The 18,583-nt window shown below is 50.2% G+C and carries 14 protein-coding genes; 5 read left to right on the plus strand and 9 right to left on the minus strand.

The annotated features are described in order from the left end of the window. Window positions 1–298 precede the first annotated feature (298 nt). Window positions 299–1,150, plus strand: coding sequence for a fatty acid metabolism transcriptional regulator FadR (fadR, locus tag KU854_RS06415; RefSeq protein ID WP_218357616.1), 852 nt, complete (start codon window positions 299–301; stop codon window positions 1,148–1,150). Between the two features lie 65 nt (window positions 1,151–1,215). On the opposite strand, the gene KU854_RS06420 is transcribed toward fadR, so the two are convergent. The 5 genes from KU854_RS06420 to gap form a co-directional block, all read right to left on the minus strand. Beyond that, window positions 1,216–2,760: a SpoVR family protein gene (locus KU854_RS06420; RefSeq protein ID WP_218357617.1), complete on the minus strand. Its 1,545-nt coding sequence runs from the start codon at window positions 2,758–2,760 to the stop codon at window positions 1,216–1,218. Window positions 2,761–2,818: 58 nt separating this feature from the next. Next, complete coding sequence (locus KU854_RS06425) at window positions 2,819–4,090, minus strand: YeaH/YhbH family protein (protein ID WP_218357618.1); 1,272 nt, start codon at window positions 4,088–4,090, stop codon at window positions 2,819–2,821. A 36-nt stretch (window positions 4,091–4,126) separates the two neighbouring features. Then, the gene (locus tag KU854_RS06430; protein WP_054778541.1) at window positions 4,127–6,061 is read right to left on the minus strand and encodes a PrkA family serine protein kinase; all 1,935 of its coding nucleotides are present in this window, start codon (window positions 6,059–6,061) and stop codon (window positions 4,127–4,129) included. Window positions 6,062–6,417: 356 nt separating this feature from the next. Beyond that, window positions 6,418–7,281: a D-hexose-6-phosphate mutarotase gene (locus KU854_RS06435; protein WP_218357619.1), complete on the minus strand. Its 864-nt coding sequence runs from the start codon at window positions 7,279–7,281 to the stop codon at window positions 6,418–6,420. A 90-nt stretch (window positions 7,282–7,371) separates the two neighbouring features. Beyond that, the gene (gene gap, locus KU854_RS06440; RefSeq protein ID WP_218357620.1) at window positions 7,372–8,367 is read right to left on the minus strand and encodes a type I glyceraldehyde-3-phosphate dehydrogenase; all 996 of its coding nucleotides are present in this window, start codon (window positions 8,365–8,367) and stop codon (window positions 7,372–7,374) included. 461 nt (window positions 8,368–8,828) lie between these two features. Here gap and msrB point away from each other — a divergent pair, with 461 nt between their 5' ends. Next, window positions 8,829–9,212: a peptide-methionine (R)-S-oxide reductase MsrB gene (gene msrB, locus KU854_RS06445; RefSeq protein ID WP_218357621.1), complete on the plus strand. Its 384-nt coding sequence runs from the start codon at window positions 8,829–8,831 to the stop codon at window positions 9,210–9,212. Window positions 9,213–9,276: 64 nt separating this feature from the next. On the opposite strand, the gene KU854_RS06450 is transcribed toward msrB, so the two are convergent. After that, window positions 9,277–10,143 carry a DUF2989 domain-containing protein gene (locus KU854_RS06450; RefSeq protein WP_218357622.1) on the minus strand — a complete coding sequence of 289 codons (867 nt, stop codon included), beginning with the start codon at window positions 10,141–10,143 and terminating at the stop codon, window positions 9,277–9,279. A 153-nt stretch (window positions 10,144–10,296) separates the two neighbouring features. Beyond that, complete coding sequence (locus KU854_RS06455) at window positions 10,297–12,063, minus strand: calcium-binding protein (protein WP_218357623.1); 1,767 nt, start codon at window positions 12,061–12,063, stop codon at window positions 10,297–10,299. A gap of 361 nt (window positions 12,064–12,424) precedes the next feature. On the opposite strand from KU854_RS06455, the gene KU854_RS06460 reads away from it, so the two are divergent. Next, entirely contained in the window at window positions 12,425–12,712 is a 288-nt protein-coding gene (locus KU854_RS06460; protein ID WP_054778544.1) for a YeaC family protein, read from the plus strand. Window positions 12,713–12,785: 73 nt separating this feature from the next. Here the strand turns inward: KU854_RS06460 and ansA are convergent, their stop codons facing one another. Both ansA and sppA read right to left on the minus strand, forming a co-directional pair. Beyond that, entirely contained in the window at window positions 12,786–13,796 is a 1,011-nt protein-coding gene (ansA, locus tag KU854_RS06465) for an asparaginase (RefSeq protein ID WP_218357624.1), read from the minus strand. 86 nt (window positions 13,797–13,882) lie between these two features. Continuing rightward, on the minus strand, window positions 13,883–15,739 hold the full coding sequence (sppA, locus tag KU854_RS06470) for a signal peptide peptidase SppA (protein ID WP_218357625.1): 1,857 nt from the start codon (window positions 15,737–15,739) through the stop codon (window positions 13,883–13,885). Window positions 15,740–15,900: 161 nt separating this feature from the next. On the opposite strand from sppA, the gene KU854_RS06475 reads away from it, so the two are divergent. Further along, window positions 15,901–17,910: an NADPH-dependent 2,4-dienoyl-CoA reductase gene (locus tag KU854_RS06475; RefSeq protein ID WP_272491031.1), complete on the plus strand. Its 2,010-nt coding sequence runs from the start codon at window positions 15,901–15,903 to the stop codon at window positions 17,908–17,910. 94 nt (window positions 17,911–18,004) lie between these two features. Further along, window positions 18,005–18,553 (plus strand): NAD(P)H nitroreductase, encoded by a 549-nt coding sequence (locus tag KU854_RS06480; RefSeq protein WP_218357626.1) that lies wholly within the window; start codon window positions 18,005–18,007, stop codon window positions 18,551–18,553. The last annotated feature ends 30 nt before the right edge of the window (window positions 18,554–18,583 follow it).

Below are 18,583 nucleotides of genomic sequence, written 5' to 3' on the forward strand. Positions count from 1 at the left end.
TGATCAAGTATAGCGCGCTGATTTTGCAGAACAGTGTTGTTTTATCAGATGCTTATCCTTGTTTCGAGGCAGAACAACAAATTTGGCCTTAAATTCCTCCAAAATGGTAGTTGCGACCCGGGCCACGGCGCAGTTAAAGCGCTCCCGCATGTTGCAAATTTAGCTATCTGTGAGCTGACCCCGTCAATTCACTGTCAATTGCACGCAAACGATACCAGTGATAGGTTTCTTGGTTGTGATCATAAGTGGTATGATGAGTTATTAATCAAGATAAGAAGCAACTTGGAAACAACATTACATGGTTATTAAGGCGGACAGCCCGGCAACGTTTGCTGAAAAATATATTATCGAGAGCATTTGGAACAACCATTTTCCTCAAGGCTCTATCCTTCCTGCAGAGCGTGAATTGTCGGAATTGATTGGTGTTACACGCACCACTCTTCGTGAAGTGCTACAGCGCCTGGCGCGTGATGGCTGGTTAACGATTCAGCATGGCAAGCCAACTCGTGTCAATGACTACATGAATACTTCAGGCCTCAACATTCTCGATACGCTGGTAACGCTGGAAGGTGAAGACGTACATGGCGTTCTGGAAAACCTGCTTGCGGCGCGCACTGATATCAGCGGCGTTTACATGCGCTATGCAGTAAAGAACGACCAGCAGGCTTGCGCAGCATTGATTGAGAAAGTGATCAGCCGTTGTGAGTCTCTGATGGCGAGCGAAAGCTACGCCAGCTTCGCTGAATCTGTAGAAGAAAAAGATGCCATCCAGCAGGATGTGAAAAAGATCTTTGATACGTTCGGCAAGACAGATCTCGAGACGTGCGAAGCAGTATGTCGCGGTCGTGCATTCAATCACTTTGACTACATGTTGTTCCAGGGTATGGCACAGCTTTCCGGTAACAAAGTGTATGTGTTGACCATGAACGGTATGCGCAAGATCTACTCACGTGTGGGTGGTTACTACTTTATGGATGAGCGTGCACGCCAACTAGCACTGCAGTTTTACCGTGACTTGCTGGATATCGCTATTAATGGCCGTCATCAGGATGTTGCTGAGCGAATCAAACAATATGGCCGTGAGTGTGGTGCATTGTGGTTTGCTAACCGTGAAACCATTGCCAAACTGATGGAGCAGGAAGAGGCATAAACGCCAATCCCGCTATGAATAAAAAAACCGCCGTTGATGGCGGTTTTTTTGTCGCTTTTATCCTGTCAGGTGCCAGGGATTAAGTCTGGATCAAACTGCGGCCTTTTCGGGCAAGTTGAGAGGATCTTACTTTTACCGTCTGGGAGTTCTTCTTCCAATATCACTTCAAAGCCCCAAAGGCGGTGCACATGTTTCAACACCTCTTGGTAGGAGTCACCCAACGGAATACGGTTGTGCGGGACATAGCGCAGTGTCAGCGAACGGTTGCCCCGTAAATCCACATCGTAAACCTGAATATTGGGTTCATGGTTGCTGAGGTTGTACTGAGCGGAAAGACGCTCGCGCAATTGCTGGTAACCTTCCTCATTATGGATACTGGTGATCTCAATAAAGTTCTGGCGGTCATCATCATTGATAGCGAAGAACTTCATATCCCGCATCACTTTGGGGGAGAGGAACTGGCTGATAAAACTCTCATCCTTAAAGTTTTGCATAGCGAAATGCACGGTTTCCAGCCAGTCTTTACCCGCGATGTCGGGGAACCAGTATTTGTCCTCTTCGGTCGGATTTTCACAAATCCGGCGAATGTCCTGGAACATAGCAAAACCCAGTGCATAAGGGTTGATACCACTGTAATAGCGGCTGTTATACGGTGGTTGTGCCACGACATTGGTGTGGCTGTGCAGGAACTCCATGATAAAGCGGTCTGACACCAGACCTTCATCATAGAGATGATTCAGGATGGTGTAGTGCCAGAACGTTGCCCAGCCTTCGTTCATGACCTGTGTCTGTTTCTGCGGATAAAAGTACTGGCTGACTTTACGCACAATACGGACAATTTCACGCTGCCAGGGCTCCAGTAACGGGGCGTGCTTCTCGAAGAAATAGAGGATGTTCTCCTGTGGTTCATCCGGGAAACGTTCAATGGTAGCTTCGCGTATTTTCTCGCTGGTGGGAATTGTACGCCACAGGGCATTCACCTGGGTTTGCAGGTAATCTTCCCGTGCTTTCTGGCGTGCTTTCTCTTCGGCCATGGAGATCTTCTGCGGACGCTTATAGCGATCCACGCCGTAGTTCATCAAGGCATGGCAGGAGTCGAGCAACTTCTCGACCTCATCCACGCCGTACTTTTCTTCACATTCGCTGATATATTTTTTAGAAAACAGCAGGTAATCAATGATAGAGCTGGCGTCTGTCCAGGTTTGGAACAGGTAATTGCCCTTGAAAAAGGAGTTGTGCCCGTAACAGGCATGCGCCATTACCAGCGCCTGCATGGTGATGGTATTTTCTTCCATCAGGTAGGCGATACATGGGTCTGAGTTAATGACGATCTCATAGGCAAGGCCCATGTGCCCGTGCTTGTAACCGCGTTCAGTTTCGATGAACTTTTTACCGAATGACCAGTGGTTGTAGTTGATAGGCATACCAACACTGGAATAGGCATCCATCATCTGCTCTGCGGTGATGATTTCAATCTGGTTCACGTAGGTGTCGAGCTTGTAATGCTCAGCAACACGCTTGATTTCAGTGTGATACTTTTCAAGCAGATCGAACGTCCAGTCTGGACCATCGCTCAGCGTTTTCTTTTTCTTTTTGGCTGCGACTGCCATAAGCGTCCTCCTTGAAATCTGAATCGGAAAAAGAGGTAAGTAAGAGGGTCACCCGACCCTAGCTTACCTGTTTCTTAAACAACTCCCGGAAGACGGGGAAGATATCGTCTGCAGACCGGATATTCTGCATGGCGAAGTTTTCATACCGCTCATCCAACGCTTCATACTCGCGCCACAGGGTCTGATGGGCCCTTCGCGTGATTTCGATATACGCGTAATAGCGCGTCACTGGCAGCAGTTGTTTTTCCAGCAGTTCACGACAGCCTGGAGAATCGTCTGCCCAGTTATCTCCATCTGATGCCTGCGCCGCATAGATGTTCCACTCGGTGGACGGGTAGCGCTCTTTCGCAATGTCGTTCATTAGTCGCAAGGCACTGGAAACAATGGTGCCGCCGGTTTCCTGCGAGTAGAAAAACTCATGCTCATCCACTTCTTTAGCCTGGGTGTGGTGGCGGATAAACACCACTTCCACGTTTTTGTATGTCCGGGTAAGGAACAGATACAACAGGATATAGAAGCGCTTGGCGATATCTTTGGTCGCCTGGTCCATCGAACCGGATACGTCCATCAAACAAAACATGACCGCCTGGCTGCTTGGTTGTGGTCGCCGCTCGTAGTTTTTAAACCTCAGGTCAAAGGTATCGATGAAAGGCACAGCAGCGATTTTCGCTTTCAGTTCATCAATCTCTTCCTGTAGCCTTTTCTCTTCCAATGGCTGCGCGGGCTCTGAGGTTTTCAGTGCTTCAAGCTCAGCTTCGAGTTCACGCAGTTTGCGCCGCTTTCCTGCCGACATGGCGGTGCGTCGTGCCAATGAGTTTTGCAGTGACCGGACAATGGCAATGTTGGCTGGGACACCGGTGGCTTTGAAGCCGGAGCGGTGGGTTTTGTACTCAACCAGTTTTGTCATTTGGTTCTTTTTCAGATTTGGCAGCTCGAGATCTTCAAACAGGAGATCGAGATACTCGTCCTTCGAAATCTGGAAAACAAAATCATCCTGACCTTCGCCGTCCGGGCTGGCTTGACCTTCACCAGCGCCACCTCCCGCGCCACCACCGGGTGGGCGTTCAATGCGATCGCCGGGAATAAACTGGTCGTTGCCAGGGTGAACAGCATCGCGCTGTCCACCTTTGCCTTGACGGAATGTGGGTTCACGAATGTCACGGGAAGGGATAGTGACGCTTTCGCCACTATCCACATCAGTGATGGAGCGCTTGTTTACTGCGTCTGCAATCGACTCTTTGATCTGTCGCTTGTGACGTCGCAAAAAACGCTGACGGTTCACCGTGCTTTTATTTTTCCCGTTGAGCCTTCGATCTATAAAATGCGCCATAAGCCCCCCGTTTACGTTACTTCCAATGCCGGACGGTTACGAAGATTTACGCACACGCAAGTACCATTCTGACAGCAGACGGACCTGTTTGCGGGTATATCCTTTTTCCATCATACGGGCGACAAAGTCGTCGTGTTTCTTCTGCTCTTCGGTCGAGGTCTTCGCATTGAAAGAAATAACCGGGAGCAGCTCTTCGGTGTTAGAGAACATTTTCTTCTCAATAACCGTACGCAGTTTCTCGTAACTGGTCCAAACCGGATTTTTTCCTTCATTGTTAGCGCGGGCACGAAGTACGAAGTTCACGATTTCGTTTCGGAAATCCTTCGGATTGCTGATACCGGCAGGCTTCTCGATTTTTTCCAGTTCACTGTTCAGTGCGGAGCGGTCGAACAGTTGGCCGGTATCGGGATCGCGGTATTCCTGATCCTGAATCCAGAAGTCGGCATAGGTGACGTAGCGGTCGAAGATATTCTGACCGTACTCAGAGTAAGACTCGAGGTAAGCGGTCTGGATTTCCTTGCCGATAAATTCCACGTATTTTGGAATGAGATAACCTTTCAGGTGCTCAAGATACTTCTCGGCCACTTCTTGCGGGAACTGCTCACGCTCGATTTGCTGCTCCAGTACATAGAACAGATGGACCGGGTTGGCGGCCACTTCTGAATGGTCGAAGTTAAACACGCGGGAAAGGATCTTGAACGCGAAGCGGGTAGAAAGACCATTCATGCCTTCGTCTACACCGGCATAGTCGCGGTATTCCTGATACGACTTGGCTTTCGGATCCGTGTCTTTAAGCGTTTCACCGTCGTAAACACGCATTTTAGAGAAAATGCTCGAATTCTCTGGCTCTTTCAAACGGGACAGAACACTGAAGCGCGCGAGGATATCCAAGGTGCTTGGTGAGCAAGGTGCATTGGATAGCTCACTGCTTTGCAGCAGTTTGTCGTAGATTTTGATCTCTTCGGATACGCGAAGACAATAAGGCACTTTGACTATGTAAACACGGTCAAGAAACGCTTCGTTGTTCTTGTTGTTGCGGAATGTCTGCCACTCGGACTCGTTAGAGTGCGCGAGGATCATGCCATCAAACGGCAGGGCAGAGAGGCCTTCAGTACCGTTGTAGTTGCCTTCTTGCGTAGCAGTCAGCAGTGGGTGCAGCACCTTGATAGGCGCTTTGAACATTTCCACAAATTCCATCAGACCCTGGTTCGCTTTACACAGCGCACCGGAGTAGCTGTAGGCGTCCGGATCATCCTGAGCAAAATGCTCAAGCTGACGGATATCGACTTTACCGACCAGGGAGGAAATATCCTGGTTGTTTTCATCACCTGGTTCGGTTTTCGCAATCGCAACCTGATCCAGGATGGATGGACGGACTTTTACCACTTTGAACTTGGTGATATCACCACCAAACTCGTGGAGGCGTTTGGCAATCCAAGGCGACATAATGGTGCGCAGGTAGCGTTGTGGAATGCCGTAGTCCCCTTCAAGCAGTGCACCGTCTTCGTTGACATCGAACAGGCAGAAAGGGTGGTCATTGGTTGGGCTGCGCTCACCGTTGGCAGTCAGCACATAGATAGGCACTTTCTGCATCAGGCTTTTGAGCTTCTCGGCCAGGGATGACTTACCGCCACCAACCGGACCCAGCAAATAAAGGATTTGTTTGCGTTCTTCCAGACCTTGCGCAGCATGTTTGAGGTAGGACACAATCTGTTCGATCGCATCTTCCATGCCGTAAAAATCCTCAAACGTTTTGTAGCGCGAAATGACGCGGTTTGAGAAAAGTCTGCTCAGTCTTGGATCGTGGGCGGTATCGATCATTTCTGGCTCACCGATAGCCATCAACAAACGTTCCGCTGCATTGGCATAGGCGCTGCGATCTTCCCGGCAAAGGTCCAGAAACTCCTGAAGGCTCAGCTCTTCGTCTTTAGCTTCTTCATAGCGCTGACGATAGTGGTCGAAAATACTCATGGTCCTGCCCCCTAAATCGTGCTGTTATCGATATAGAAAGGATATCGGCGCAGTTGCTTTCATATCCTCACTCTATTAAGACTAGTCGCAACTGATCAATTTGCTTGATTGAATTACTTGTTTTTTCGATATTTTTCCCTTTTGTGATAAGGCTTTGTATTCACGCTGTAACTTGGGTTCAGAACGATTGTCACGCCTAACCGCACGCAGGCCAGCAAATTTCGCTTAAAATCCTCGGTGGCATGGCAAATCACACTGTTTGGCGTGAACCAAATTCCTTTCTGTTTGATCACAAAAGAAAAAAGCCGAACCCATGAAGGTTCGGCTTTGTGACTTTTGCAGCGTAGCAAATAATTTTATTCGCAGCTGATGGTCGTCGACAGAGTATGTTTCTCGCCTGGCTGGAGTGTCACGCTGCGGTCATAGACTGCAGATTCTACACACACCATGGTTTGGTAGCCGTCATCCGCCATGTCTGCCATTGAGGCTGCCAGCGCTTCCCAAGGGTTCCATACCACGACTGCGTTGTGTCCCGCGTTGGTCACATTCAGACGGCGTTGACTCGCGGCGTCCTCAACCACGACCGTGTCATCGGCGTGCAGGTAAATGCGGTCAACTTCTTCCGCGAATGTCGCAACGCCAGGGCTTGGCTGACGCACACCCGCGGCGATGAATTCATTACCCAGGTTGGTGACTTTGGTCTGATTGATATCGCCGATGTTCAGGTAAGTGTGCAGCGCACCACCGATTTGCATTGCTTTGTCATCGGTATTGGTGGTGATAAGGCGCACTTGCAGCGTTTCGCCAACTTCGATCTGTACTTCTGCATGGAAAGCATGTGGCCAGATGTTGCGGGTTTCTGCGGAGTCTTCCAGGGTCAGGCTCAGGATCACACCATTCTCATTTTCACGGTGTTCTTTGAGTGTCCAGATAGCATTGCGTGCAAAACCGTGTGACGGCTCTGCAGCTTTGCCAAACCAAGGCCAGCAGACAGGAATGCCACCACGCAGCGCTTTATTGCCGGAGAAATCGGCCTTCTCGCTCATCCAGATAGTGTCTTTCTTTCCCGCAGGCTCAAAGCTCAATACGTGAGCACCAAACAGGGAGACGGCGGCGGTCGCTTTCGGGTGAATAACACGTACTACGCTTAAACCGTCAAGCTGACACACGGTGACACAGTCAGATAAGACAGCAAGAGTTGGAAGCTGTTTTACGTCCATGAGATACCTTTTCATGAAATTCAGATACAAAAAAGGCGGCCAATCAGCCGCCTTTTCGTCACTCATGCCTTAAAGGCAATCCGGAATTGATTACTTAGAGATGTGAGCAATCAGGTCCAGAACTTTGTTTGAGTAACCGATTTCGTTGTCGTACCAAGATACAACTTTAACGAATTTGTCAGTCAGAGCGATACCTGCTTTAGCATCGAATACTGAAGTTTGTTTTTCGCCGATGAAATCTTGAGAAACAACTTCGTCTTCAGTGTAGCCCAGAACGCCTTTCAGAGGACCTTCAGAAGCTGCTTTCATTGCTGCACAGATAGCTTCGTAAGACGCGCCTTCTTTCAGGTTAACAGTCAGGTCAACAACAGAAACGTTAGCAGTTGGTACGCGGAAAGCCATACCAGTCAGTTTGCCGTTCAGTTCTGGAAGAACTACGCCTACTGCTTTAGCTGCGCCAGTTGAAGATGGGATGATGTTCTGAGAAGCACCACGGCCACCGCGCCAGTCTTTCGCAGAAGGACCGTCAACAGTTTTCTGAGTAGCAGTAGTTGCGTGAACAGTAGTCATCAGGCCAGATTCGATACCGAAGTTGTCGTTCAGTACTTTAGCGATTGGCGCCAGACAGTTAGTAGTACAAGAAGCGTTAGAAACGATGTCTTGACCTGCGTATGACTCGTGGTTAACACCCATAACGAACATTGGAGTTGCGTCTTTAGATGGACCAGTCAGAACAACTTTCTTCGCACCTGCAGTGATGTGCTGGCGAGCAGTTTCGTCAGTCAGGAAAATACCAGTTGCTTCAGCAACTACGTCTACGCCTGCTTCGTCCCACTTCAGATCAGTTGGGTTGCGCTCTGCAGTTACACGTACAGTTTTGCCGTTAACGATCAGGTTGCCACCTTCAACTTCAACGGTACCGTTGAAACGGCCGTGAGTTGAGTCGTACTTCAGCATGTACGCCATGTAATCTACGTCGATCAGGTCGTTGATTGCTACAACTTCGATGTCGTTACGCTCAACAGACGCACGGAAAACGAAACGGCCGATACGACCAAAACCGTTAATACCTACTTTGATAGTCATTACGTTGCTCCACAACTTTGATATCTAGTGAAAATGAAACTGGTAGTAAAATTACAGAATCAGTTTCAGCCATGCAAGCAAAAAACCCATCTAAATTGCTTAAAGTCAAAAATTAGTACGGATTATTTTTACAGGTGCCAAACAAATTTTGAACGTGCCACAAAATAGTTGAGTTTAGTCTTTGGTTGGGGGTTGGCTGAAATAAATAGTGTACAGCTGCCGCCAATGCACCCTACGGTAACAAATGAGTATGGTGGCACCACGCTTTGGGGCCCGTGCGAATTGTGAGAATCTGCGGGAGATTCATCCGACGAATTGTCGGATGCCTATGCCGGGATATACTGTTGCATTGTGATGTCGTCGGCGAAGCATTTAATCAATACTGGCATCATGCTGATAAATCGGTAATAAAGTTACCAATGCGTGTTGGCGCGAATAAAAACTCCCGGACTAGAGGATGTATGAGTAACAACGATAAGTGGAAAGCAGAATTATCCGAGTTGGCCTACAACGTTTGCCGGTTGGGGCACACCGAGCCGCCTTACAGTGGCACCTTGTTGCACAATCATAAAAAGGGCAGCTATCACTGTGTGTGTTGTGGTGCCGAGTTATTTGATTCCAAAGCAAAATTTGATTCAGGCTGCGGCTGGCCCAGCTTTGACCTTGCCAATGATGGTGCGGTGAAATACCTCGAAGATACCAGCCACGGGATGGTCAGAACTGAAATTCGCTGCGCCCAGTGTGACAGTCACCTCGGGCATGTTTTCGATGATGGCCCGACCGATACCGGGCAGCGGTATTGTGTGAATTCAGTCTCTATGACATTCACGGAAAATGCAGAATAGCATTATTGAGGCTGTAAAAATGGCGTGCACCGGCACGCCATTTTTCATTGGGGTAGGTGTAAATTCAGCCTGCGCTTTGCAGTGCAGCCAAGGCATTTAACAGGTTGTTATTGAAATCCCCGCTTTCAATTTCTGACGCAATATCCTGGGCGATATCGGCGATCTGTACACGTCGGGCATCAGCCATCGGATACAGTAATTTCAGCTGCGCTTCCTTGGCGATGGGCAGTCCCAATTCACCCCCGACCAGTGCCCACATATAGGCCAGATCCAGATTACCCAGTGCGTGATTTGCGGTTGCCAGTGACTTGACGACATCGGGTATGGTTTTCTCCCGCGTACTGCCAGCGCTGCCATCGTAATAGGAGAGGGCTTTCATCAGCAGGGTGATGGTATGGGCTTTATCTTTGTCGACATAGTAGGTAGCGAGCCCGAGTTGTAGCTCCGGCGTATCGAGATATTCTGTTTCTTCCAGTTTGAGAAACTGTTCAAGGGCTTCATTGTCGCCCTGTGTCCAGCGGTAATAGATGATTGAAGGCTGGTAAGAAGATTTAAGCTCCTGCTCAATGCGTTCAATGGAATCATAGGCGTGGAACAGTGCCTCGGTTCGCAGGGTCTTTTTCTCTTTCAGGGTGGTAGTTTCAATTTGTGCGGCCAGTTCCATGCATTTGGCGTACTTTTTGGTGAGCAGCAGTTCATCGAACTTATTGAGATCTGAGCCTTTTTTTACCACGTCGTAGCGCTTCCAAATCAAATCAGTCCGTTCATGGCGGCATTGGCCGTCGCGCTCATTCAGTTTGTAGCAAATTTGCGGGTAATTTTCACACAGTTGCGCCGTGCTTCGGTTGCTCTCAAAGCATCCGGAAAGGAGCGATACGCTTAAAGCTGCAAATGCGTATTTTGTGGATGTGTTGATCAAGCCGGTCATCATCGTCTCTACCGCTCGCCTCGTCTCTGGGTCATTACAATTGACTTATAACATAAACACTCATTGTCAGTTTATGTTGAATTGCGAAGTTTTGCGTGGGGACACAGAGATAAAAAAGGCCAGCGGAATGCTGGCCTAGTCTGTCGACAAGCAGGTTCAGACAATGTCTGAACCGAGATAATTGATGTGCTCAGCATCTGTCCAGACAGTCACCTGATCGCCGGACAGCGCATCATTGAACACATAGGCTTGCAGGTCTGAAACCTGGGCTGAGGTCAGCCCCATTTGGCTTATCATTTCGGCAGACAGGGTTGCATTTGGTGTTGCTACCGCATCGTACTGCCAGTCGACACCGGTTAGATTGAGTGTGTCATCGCCGCTTCCAAGCCAGGCGACAAAGCCTTGCCAGTCGCTTTGATCGGTTGCATCTGACTGTGCATCAATTTCATGCAGGTTAATGGTAACTTCCTGGGCTTCCGCATTGCCAATCACAGCTTCCACACCTGAAATAACGTTGCCACTGATGCCGGGCGTAGCCTGATAACTGTCACCGGTGAAATCTACTTCTGCCGCGCTGTTGACGCGCAGTACATCAAATCCGGATGAGGCATCGTAAATATTCTGGTTAACCTGGGTGCCATTGCCCAAGGTTTTGATCTGACCCTGAAAATCTTCACTGTCGAATATCAGGGTGTCAGAGCCCAAACTGCCGATGAGGGTATCAATCCCGCCTTGCCCATCAAGGACATTGTCATTGCTGAACCAACCAGCAAACAGATCATCGCCACCCTCACCACCTAGCAGGGTGTTGCTGCCTGCGATACCGTAAAGTGTGTCGTTTCCGCTGCCACCATCCAGATAGTCATTCCCAGCCTGACCACGGAGGATATCGTCGCCGTTACCACCATAGATTTTGTCGTCGCCGGCTCCGCCCCGCAGATCATCGCTATCGTCACCGCCATAGATCTCATCGTTTCCGGCACCGCCAAAGATCAAATCGTTTCCTGAGCCACCGTTGATATAATCATTCCCCTGATCGCCCTGGATTCGGTCGTTTCCCTCATCACCCCAAATCTCATCGTTACCGGCACCGCCGCGAATAGTGTCATCACCAGTCTGCCCGCGGATAAAGTCATCGCCGTTATCCCCGAGTAGGAGATCATTGCCGGTGCCGCCGAGGATATAGTCGTTGCCGTCTCCGCCTTCGACCTTGTCGTTACCATTTTGGCCGTAGAGCTTGTCGTCGCCTGCGCCGCCGTGGAGGTGGTCATCATCATCGCCGCCCCAAGCGGAATCGTTGCCATCCCCCCCTGAAAGGACATCATTGCCGCTTCCGCCAACCAGATAGTCGTTACCACCTTCCCCGAAGAGGGTGTCATCGCCCTCGTAGCCATAAAGGTTATCGTCACCGTGCAGGCTATTGTCACTGTCAATTTGTTCAACCTTGATAGTGACATCAGACGAAGAAATATCTGTATCTACGTTGTTGAGGTCAAAAGGACGCCATTCAAAGCCCTGACGCTCGCTGGCTGGGATGGTGAAAAAGACAAGGCTTGCCCCGCCGGGGATGTTGATATCAATGGCAGAGCCTCGCTCGGCCTGGCTGACGTAATCCACAATAATGTCGCGGCTGAGCACATTGCCGTCAGCATCCAAAATGGCATAGCCGAGACTGAGTTCTTCGGTGGAGGAGAAATTGAAATCTGACAGCAGTGCGGTGACGAAAGTGCCGTCAGTCAGTGTGTAACGACCATCGCTGGAAGGAGCCAGTGTCTGGATTTCTGCCTCGCTTGAATCGCCATAAAGGGTGTCATTGCCTTCATAACCCCGCAATGTGTCGTCGCCCAAAAGACCGTAAATATCATCGTCATCCGCTGTGCCGATCAGGTTATTGCCTGAACTGTCACCTGTGATAGTGCCCATTATCCTGCCTTGTCCAATAAATGCGTTTGCCCCTTCGCAAAAACGAAGGGGTAATAATCCTAGTGATCCGTTCGCTTTGGTTTGTTGTAATTGGGAATAACGTTGAACTGAAACCTGTTTCTGATGGCGAACGTTGCACATAAAGTGGCAAAGCGTGCTTTGGTGTACAAGGTGGTGAGAGTGTTATCAGAATAAAATCAGTATGCTGAAGGCCAATAGTCTTGGTACGCGCGTACGAAAGTGTGAGAAACGTATGGGAGTGTGACACAGGGTTGAACATGCCTTTTGAACCTGCGGCATTTCAATGGAATACTGTCTCCCTGCTTGCCCGAGAACAGCACAAAATAAGGAAGAATGGATAATGGATATTGACCAGTTGTTAGCGTCAGTGACCCCTGAAGTGTACGAGCGTTTGAGTTATGCGGTTGAAACCGGAAAATGGCCGGAAGGCACGCCTTTGACCGCGGAGCAGCGTGATAACGCCATGCAGGTTGTGATGCTTTACCAGTCCCGTTTTAATTCAGAACCCCAGCACATGAGTGTGGCAGCAGGCGGAGAGATAAAACTCAAATCCAAGGCAGAACTGAAACGTGAATTTGCCGCCAATCAGCAGACGATCGTCCAGCAAAACGTAAACAACGACGATTAAGCGATTGGATACACCGGACAGAAAAAAAAGCGGCTTGGCCGCTTTTTCGTATGTTGACAGCTCGTTACAGCAGTTAGATCGTCAGTTCGCCGCGAAGATCTTGCTGCAGTTGGGTGCGAAGCGTATCCATTGGTAAATTCTGGCTCAGCAGGAAATGCAATTTCGCCAGAGCGGCTTCCGGCGTCATGTCAAAACCACTGAGTACGCCAGCTTCTGCCAGTGCACAGCCAGTCGCGTAACCACCCATGTTCACTTTACCTGCCAGACATTGCGTCAGGTTCAGCACAACCACGCCGCGTTCGGTCGCTTCACGCAACAAACCCAGCAACTCCTTGTTCTGAGGGGCATTGCCAACACCAAATGTCAGCAGGATCATCGCATTGACCGGTTGCTTCAGCGCGTTGCGGATCACTTCCGGCGATATCCCTGGGTACATCATGATGATGGCGACAGGCTGTTCAGTAATGGTGTGAACCTTAAAGTCACCTTCAGGTTTTTTAGCGATTTCCGCACCGTGCAACTGGATATGAATACCCGCTTCCAGCAAAGGTGGCAGGTTTGGTGAGGTGAATGCGTTGAAACCGTCCGCATGGGATTTGGTGCTGCGGTTGCCGCGGAGTAACTGGTTGTTGAAGAATAGGGTTACTTCATTTACCGGGTAATTCGCCGCGATATGAAGCGCGTTCAACAGGTTCGCCTGGCCATCTGAGCGCAGTTCAGCCAGTGGGATCTGGGAGCCGGTAACAATCACAGGCTTGTTGAGGTTTTCCAGCATGAACGAGAGCGCAGAAGCCGTGTAGGCCATTGTGTCTGTGCCGTGCAGGATCACAAAGCCATCGTACTTGTCGTAGTTTTCGCGGATGTCGTCTGCGATGCGCTGCCACTCTGCAGGCGTCATGTCGGCTGAGTCGATAAGTGGGCTGTACTCATTGATTGTGAACTCAGGCATTTCCGGGCGATGGAATTCCGGCATATGTTGGAGTTGCTGCTGCATAAAACCTGAAACAGGAATGTAGCCCTGCTCGGATTTCAGCATGCCGATCGTGCCGCCAGTGTAGGCGATGTAAATATGTTTTCTTTCCATCTTCAAAATTTCACTCTTGCCGAGGTAGTGGGCGCATTATACGGAGTGGCACTGCGAAAAAAACCCCGGCATTCGCCGGGGAGTTCTCAGTTTTCGAAATAACTACAATTTGGGCATATTGCATATTGCCCATTCGGGTCATTTAGGTTGTTTAGCTGATTAGCTTCTGCCATGACGCCTTTTGTTAGCGTATTAATCTGTGAAGGCAGTTTCACTACCTGATCCAATTCCAGCGCGACTATCGTCTGTGCCATCAGGTCATAAATAAACTGCTCAGCCGGTGAAAGTGGCTCTTCCATCCAGTTGAGTGAGTAGTCGTCAATGTTGGCCAGCTCTGCAGCAACGGCAACCGCATCATCAAAGTCACCCATCTGGTCTACAAGGCCGCGTTTCATTGCGTCGTAGCCTGTCCACACACGGCCCTGGGCAATATTATCAACGTCCTCAATAGAAAGGTCTCTCTGGCTTGCAACTAGGGAGATAAAGCGCTGGTAGCCATTTTCAATGCCCAGCTGCATGATGTCGCCAATGGACTCTGGCAGGGCGCGTGTTACGCCGACACCTGCAAATGGGGTTGTGCCGATACCATCGCTGTAAACACCGTATTTTGCCAGTGCGTCCTCAAAGGTGGTCAGGATGCCGAAGATACCGATTGAACCGGTGATCGTGGTTGGCTGGGCAAGAATGCGGTTGGCGCTGGTGGAAATCCAGTAACCGCCGGATGCTGCCACGCTCGACATGGAAACGACGACCGGTTTGCCTGCCTCTTTAAGCGCTTCCACTTCATTGCGGATCACTTCTGAGGCAAACGCGCTGCCCCCTGGGCTGTCTACGCGCAACACCACGGCTTTCACTGCGCTGTTCAGGCGCGCTTCACGCAGCAGCGCGGCTGTGGTATCACCGCCAATGGTACCGTCGCTTTCAAAACCGTCGACAATAGCGCCGCTGGCAACAACAACAGCAATCTGTTCAGCTTTCGGCAAAGAGAAGTCCAGCGGCGCGTAATCATAGATGCTGACGTAGTTAAAACTGTCCTCACCGTCACTGCCATAAATGCCAGAGAGTCTGCTGCGGATTTGCTGGCGGGTCAGCAGTTCGTCCACCAAGCCCATGGATTGTGAGAGTTTGGCAAAGTCACCATTGACCGCTTTAAGGTTTTCCAGAAGTGTCTCTGTGCTTGGGGAGAGCGTTTCAACCGGAATATTACGGTTGCTGGCTACATCATCAACATACGCGCCCCACAGTTGGTTCAGCCAGACCGCGCTGGCTTCTTTCGCCTGTTCTGACATACCGGTGCGGGTGTAAGGCTCCACAAAGGATTTGTAGGTACCGACGCGGAAAACATGGGTAGTGATATCCAGTTTTTCCAGCAAATCTTTGAAATAGAGGTTGTAGGTACCATAGCCACGCAGCAGCACAGCACCGTCTGGTGCCATCAGGATCTCATCGGCGTAGCTCGCCAGATAGTACTGGCTTTGGTTGTAATGACCGCCAATCGCCACCACTTTTTTGCCCGTCGCTTTGAATTCATTGATGGCTTTCGCGATATAACGCAGCTTGGTAAGGCTGGTTTCTGACATGTCAGACAGGCTCAGCACCATCCCGTTGATGCTGTTATCTTTTGCTGCAGCACGGATTTGATCGACGATGTCGAACAGCACGTTTTCCATTTCCACCTGCTGGCCGAACAGATTACGTGTCGCCAAATCATAAGGGTGCATGCGGCGCTGTTTTTCAACAATTGGGCCTGCAATGTCTACCAACAGGGCGCGTTGCGGCTGTTGTTTTGGAACCGCAGGGGCTTCATGTTCCATGGTAAAGGCGAAATACAGTCCGACCAGTATCGCAATGAACAAAAGGTTCAGCACTAACTGACGGGCAAAACTCAATCCCTTCCAGCACCATTTGATGATGGTGCCAAAAAACTTCAAAAGCGTTTTCATTTGGTTATCCAGCTTCTTTTCCTGATGCTAATCGTAACGAATCCACTCCAAATAGAATAGAGGTGATTCATGTTGTAAAAATGTAAACGAACGTTTGAAACTTTGGTTGTTGATGATTATTCTGGTCAGACCAGAAATAACAATAACCATGGATGCGTATCATGACTTTGCCGTACCCTCACTTACTTGCGCCGCTGGATTTAGGCTTTACCCAACTGAAAAACCGGGTGTTGATGGGATCAATGCACACGGGTCTTGAAGAATCCAACGATGGCTTTAAAAAATTGGCAGCTTTCTATGCCGAACGCGCCAAAGGCGGGGTAGGGCTGATAGTGACCGGAGGCTTCTCGCCAAACTTCCGTGGTCGTCTCCATCCACTCAGTGCACAGTTCAGCAGTGGCCGCGCAGCAAGGGCACACAGGACTATAACCGACGCCGTGCACGAACATGGCGGGAAAATCGCTCTGCAGCTTTTGCATGCTGGCCGTTATGCCATGCATCCTTTCGCATTGAGTGCTTCCCATATCCGTGCCCCGATTTCCAAATTTACACCGTTTGAGATGAGCGAGCGCCAGATCCTGAAAACGATCAAGGATTTTGCCAAAAGTGCCGAGCTGGCCCGAGAAGCTGGCTACGATGGCGTGGAGATCATGGGTTCTGAAGGCTACCTGATCAACCAGTTTATCTGTGCGCGCTCCAATACCCGTTATGACCGGTGGGGCGGCAGTTATGAAAACCGCATCCGTTTTCCCCTTGAAATTGTTAAAGCTGTGCGCGATCGCGTCGGCACTGATTTCATCATCATTTTCCGCCTCTCTATGCTCGATCTGGTGGAGCAGGGCAGCACCCACGATGAAGTGGTTGAGCTTGCCAAGGCGCTGGAAAAGGCGGGCGTAACCATTATCAACACCGGCATTGGCTGGCATGAAGCGCGTGTGCCTACGATTGCAACCCAGGTGCCACGTGCCGCTTTTGCATGGGTGACAGAGCGCCTTAAAGGCGAAGTTTCTATCCCGCTTGTCACCTGTAACCGTATCAACACGCCACAAGTCGCTGAAGATATTCTGGCGTCCGGACAGGCGGATATGGTTTCCATGGCGCGACCTTTCCTTGCAGATGCAGATTTTGTGAACAAGGCAGAGCAGGATAAAGCCGACGACATCAATACCTGTATCGCTTGCAATCAGGCCTGCCTTGACCATGTGTTTAAAGGCAAAAGGGCGAGTTGTCTGGTCAACCCGCAAGCCTGTTATGAAACCGAACTGGTTATTGCGCCTGCTACGGCCAAGCGTAAGGTCGCCGTTATCGGTGGCGGCATGGCAGGTATGTCATTTGCGGTAACCGCGGCGAAGCGCGGCTTTGAGGTGGTGTTGTTTGAAAAATCTGGTGCCCTTGGCGGCCAGTTTAATCTGGCCATGCAAATTCCCGGCAAGGAAGAGTTTAAAGAGACCATCCGCTACTACACCCGTCAAGTAGCTCACGCCCACATAGAAGTCAGGTTAAATACTGAAGCAGATTCAGACACCTTGCGTGATTTTGATGAAGTGGTTATCGCAACCGGCGTGAAGCCGCGTTTTCCGGCCATTCAGGGAGTAGATCATCCTAAAGTGATTGATTACCAGACCTTTATCCGAGAGCAACCTGAACTTGGTGGGCGTGTCGCAATCATAGGTGCCGGTGGCATTGGCATTGATGTCGCGACCATGATCACTGAGCCTGAAAACCAGACGCTGACAGACTGGCTTCAGGATTGGGGAATCGACCCTACCCTGAGTTATGAAGGCGGCTTGCTGCCCCACGAACACTATGTCGCTCAGCGTCAGGTTTGGCTGTTACAGCGTAAGGATGGCCGTGTCGGCAAGGGGCCGGGTAAAACGACCGGATGGATCCACCGCAAAACGTTGGAAAAACGAGGTGTTGAATTGCTGGGAGGCGTCAGTTACGAAAAAATAGACGATGCAGGGCTGCACATTACGCTTGAAGGCCAGCATCATATTTTGCCTGCTGACCAGATCATTCTTTGTGCGGGTCAGGAATCCGTCAACGACCTCAAAGCCGAGTTGGAAGAAAAGGGCATCAAGGCCCACCTTATCGGCGGCGCTGAGCATGCAGGTGAACTGGATGCCAAACGTGCTATCCGCCAAGGGGTTGAACTGGCGATCAGGCTTTAGTTTTGAACCTATTACCACAAAACCTGCAGGAGTATAGCTGACAGGTTTTGTGGTATGTTGGCTGCAACTGATTGTTCAAATACTTGGAAACACCATGGACGCACTACAATTACTGACTCAACGCCGTTCCATCCCAAAACTGTTAGCACCGGCTCCGCAAGGTGATGCACTGGAAAACATGATTGCCGCGGGTCTTCGCGCGCCGGATCATGGTGCCCTGACACCTTGGGAGTTTGTGGTAGCGACCGGAGAAGGCCTCGACAAGCTTTCTGCGATTCTGAAGCGTGCTGCCGAGGCAGATGACGAGGAAGCCGCTGTGATTGAAAAGGCGGCAAACGCGCCATACCGCGCTCCTATGGTCATTACTGTTATCGCCCGCACTAAACAACATGACAAAGTCCCATTGATTGAACAGCACATTTCAGCCGGTTGCGCCGCACAGGCAATGCAAATGGCCGCTGTCGCACAGGGCTTTCAGGGCTTTTGGCGTACCGGGAAATGGGCGTATCACCCTGTAGTCCGTGAATCTTTCGGTGTCACGGGTGATGATGAAATCGTAGGCTTTTTGTATGTCGGCACACCGGATTGCACGGCGGCGGGTGTACCTAAACGTGATACCGCGAAATACGTTTCCTATCTCTGATTAAGTGCTGGATGAATATCCAGTTGTTTG

The sequence above is a fragment of the Enterovibrio paralichthyis genome, assembly GCF_019209835.1.
Classification (GTDB): domain Bacteria; phylum Pseudomonadota; class Gammaproteobacteria; order Enterobacterales; family Vibrionaceae; genus Enterovibrio; species Enterovibrio paralichthyis.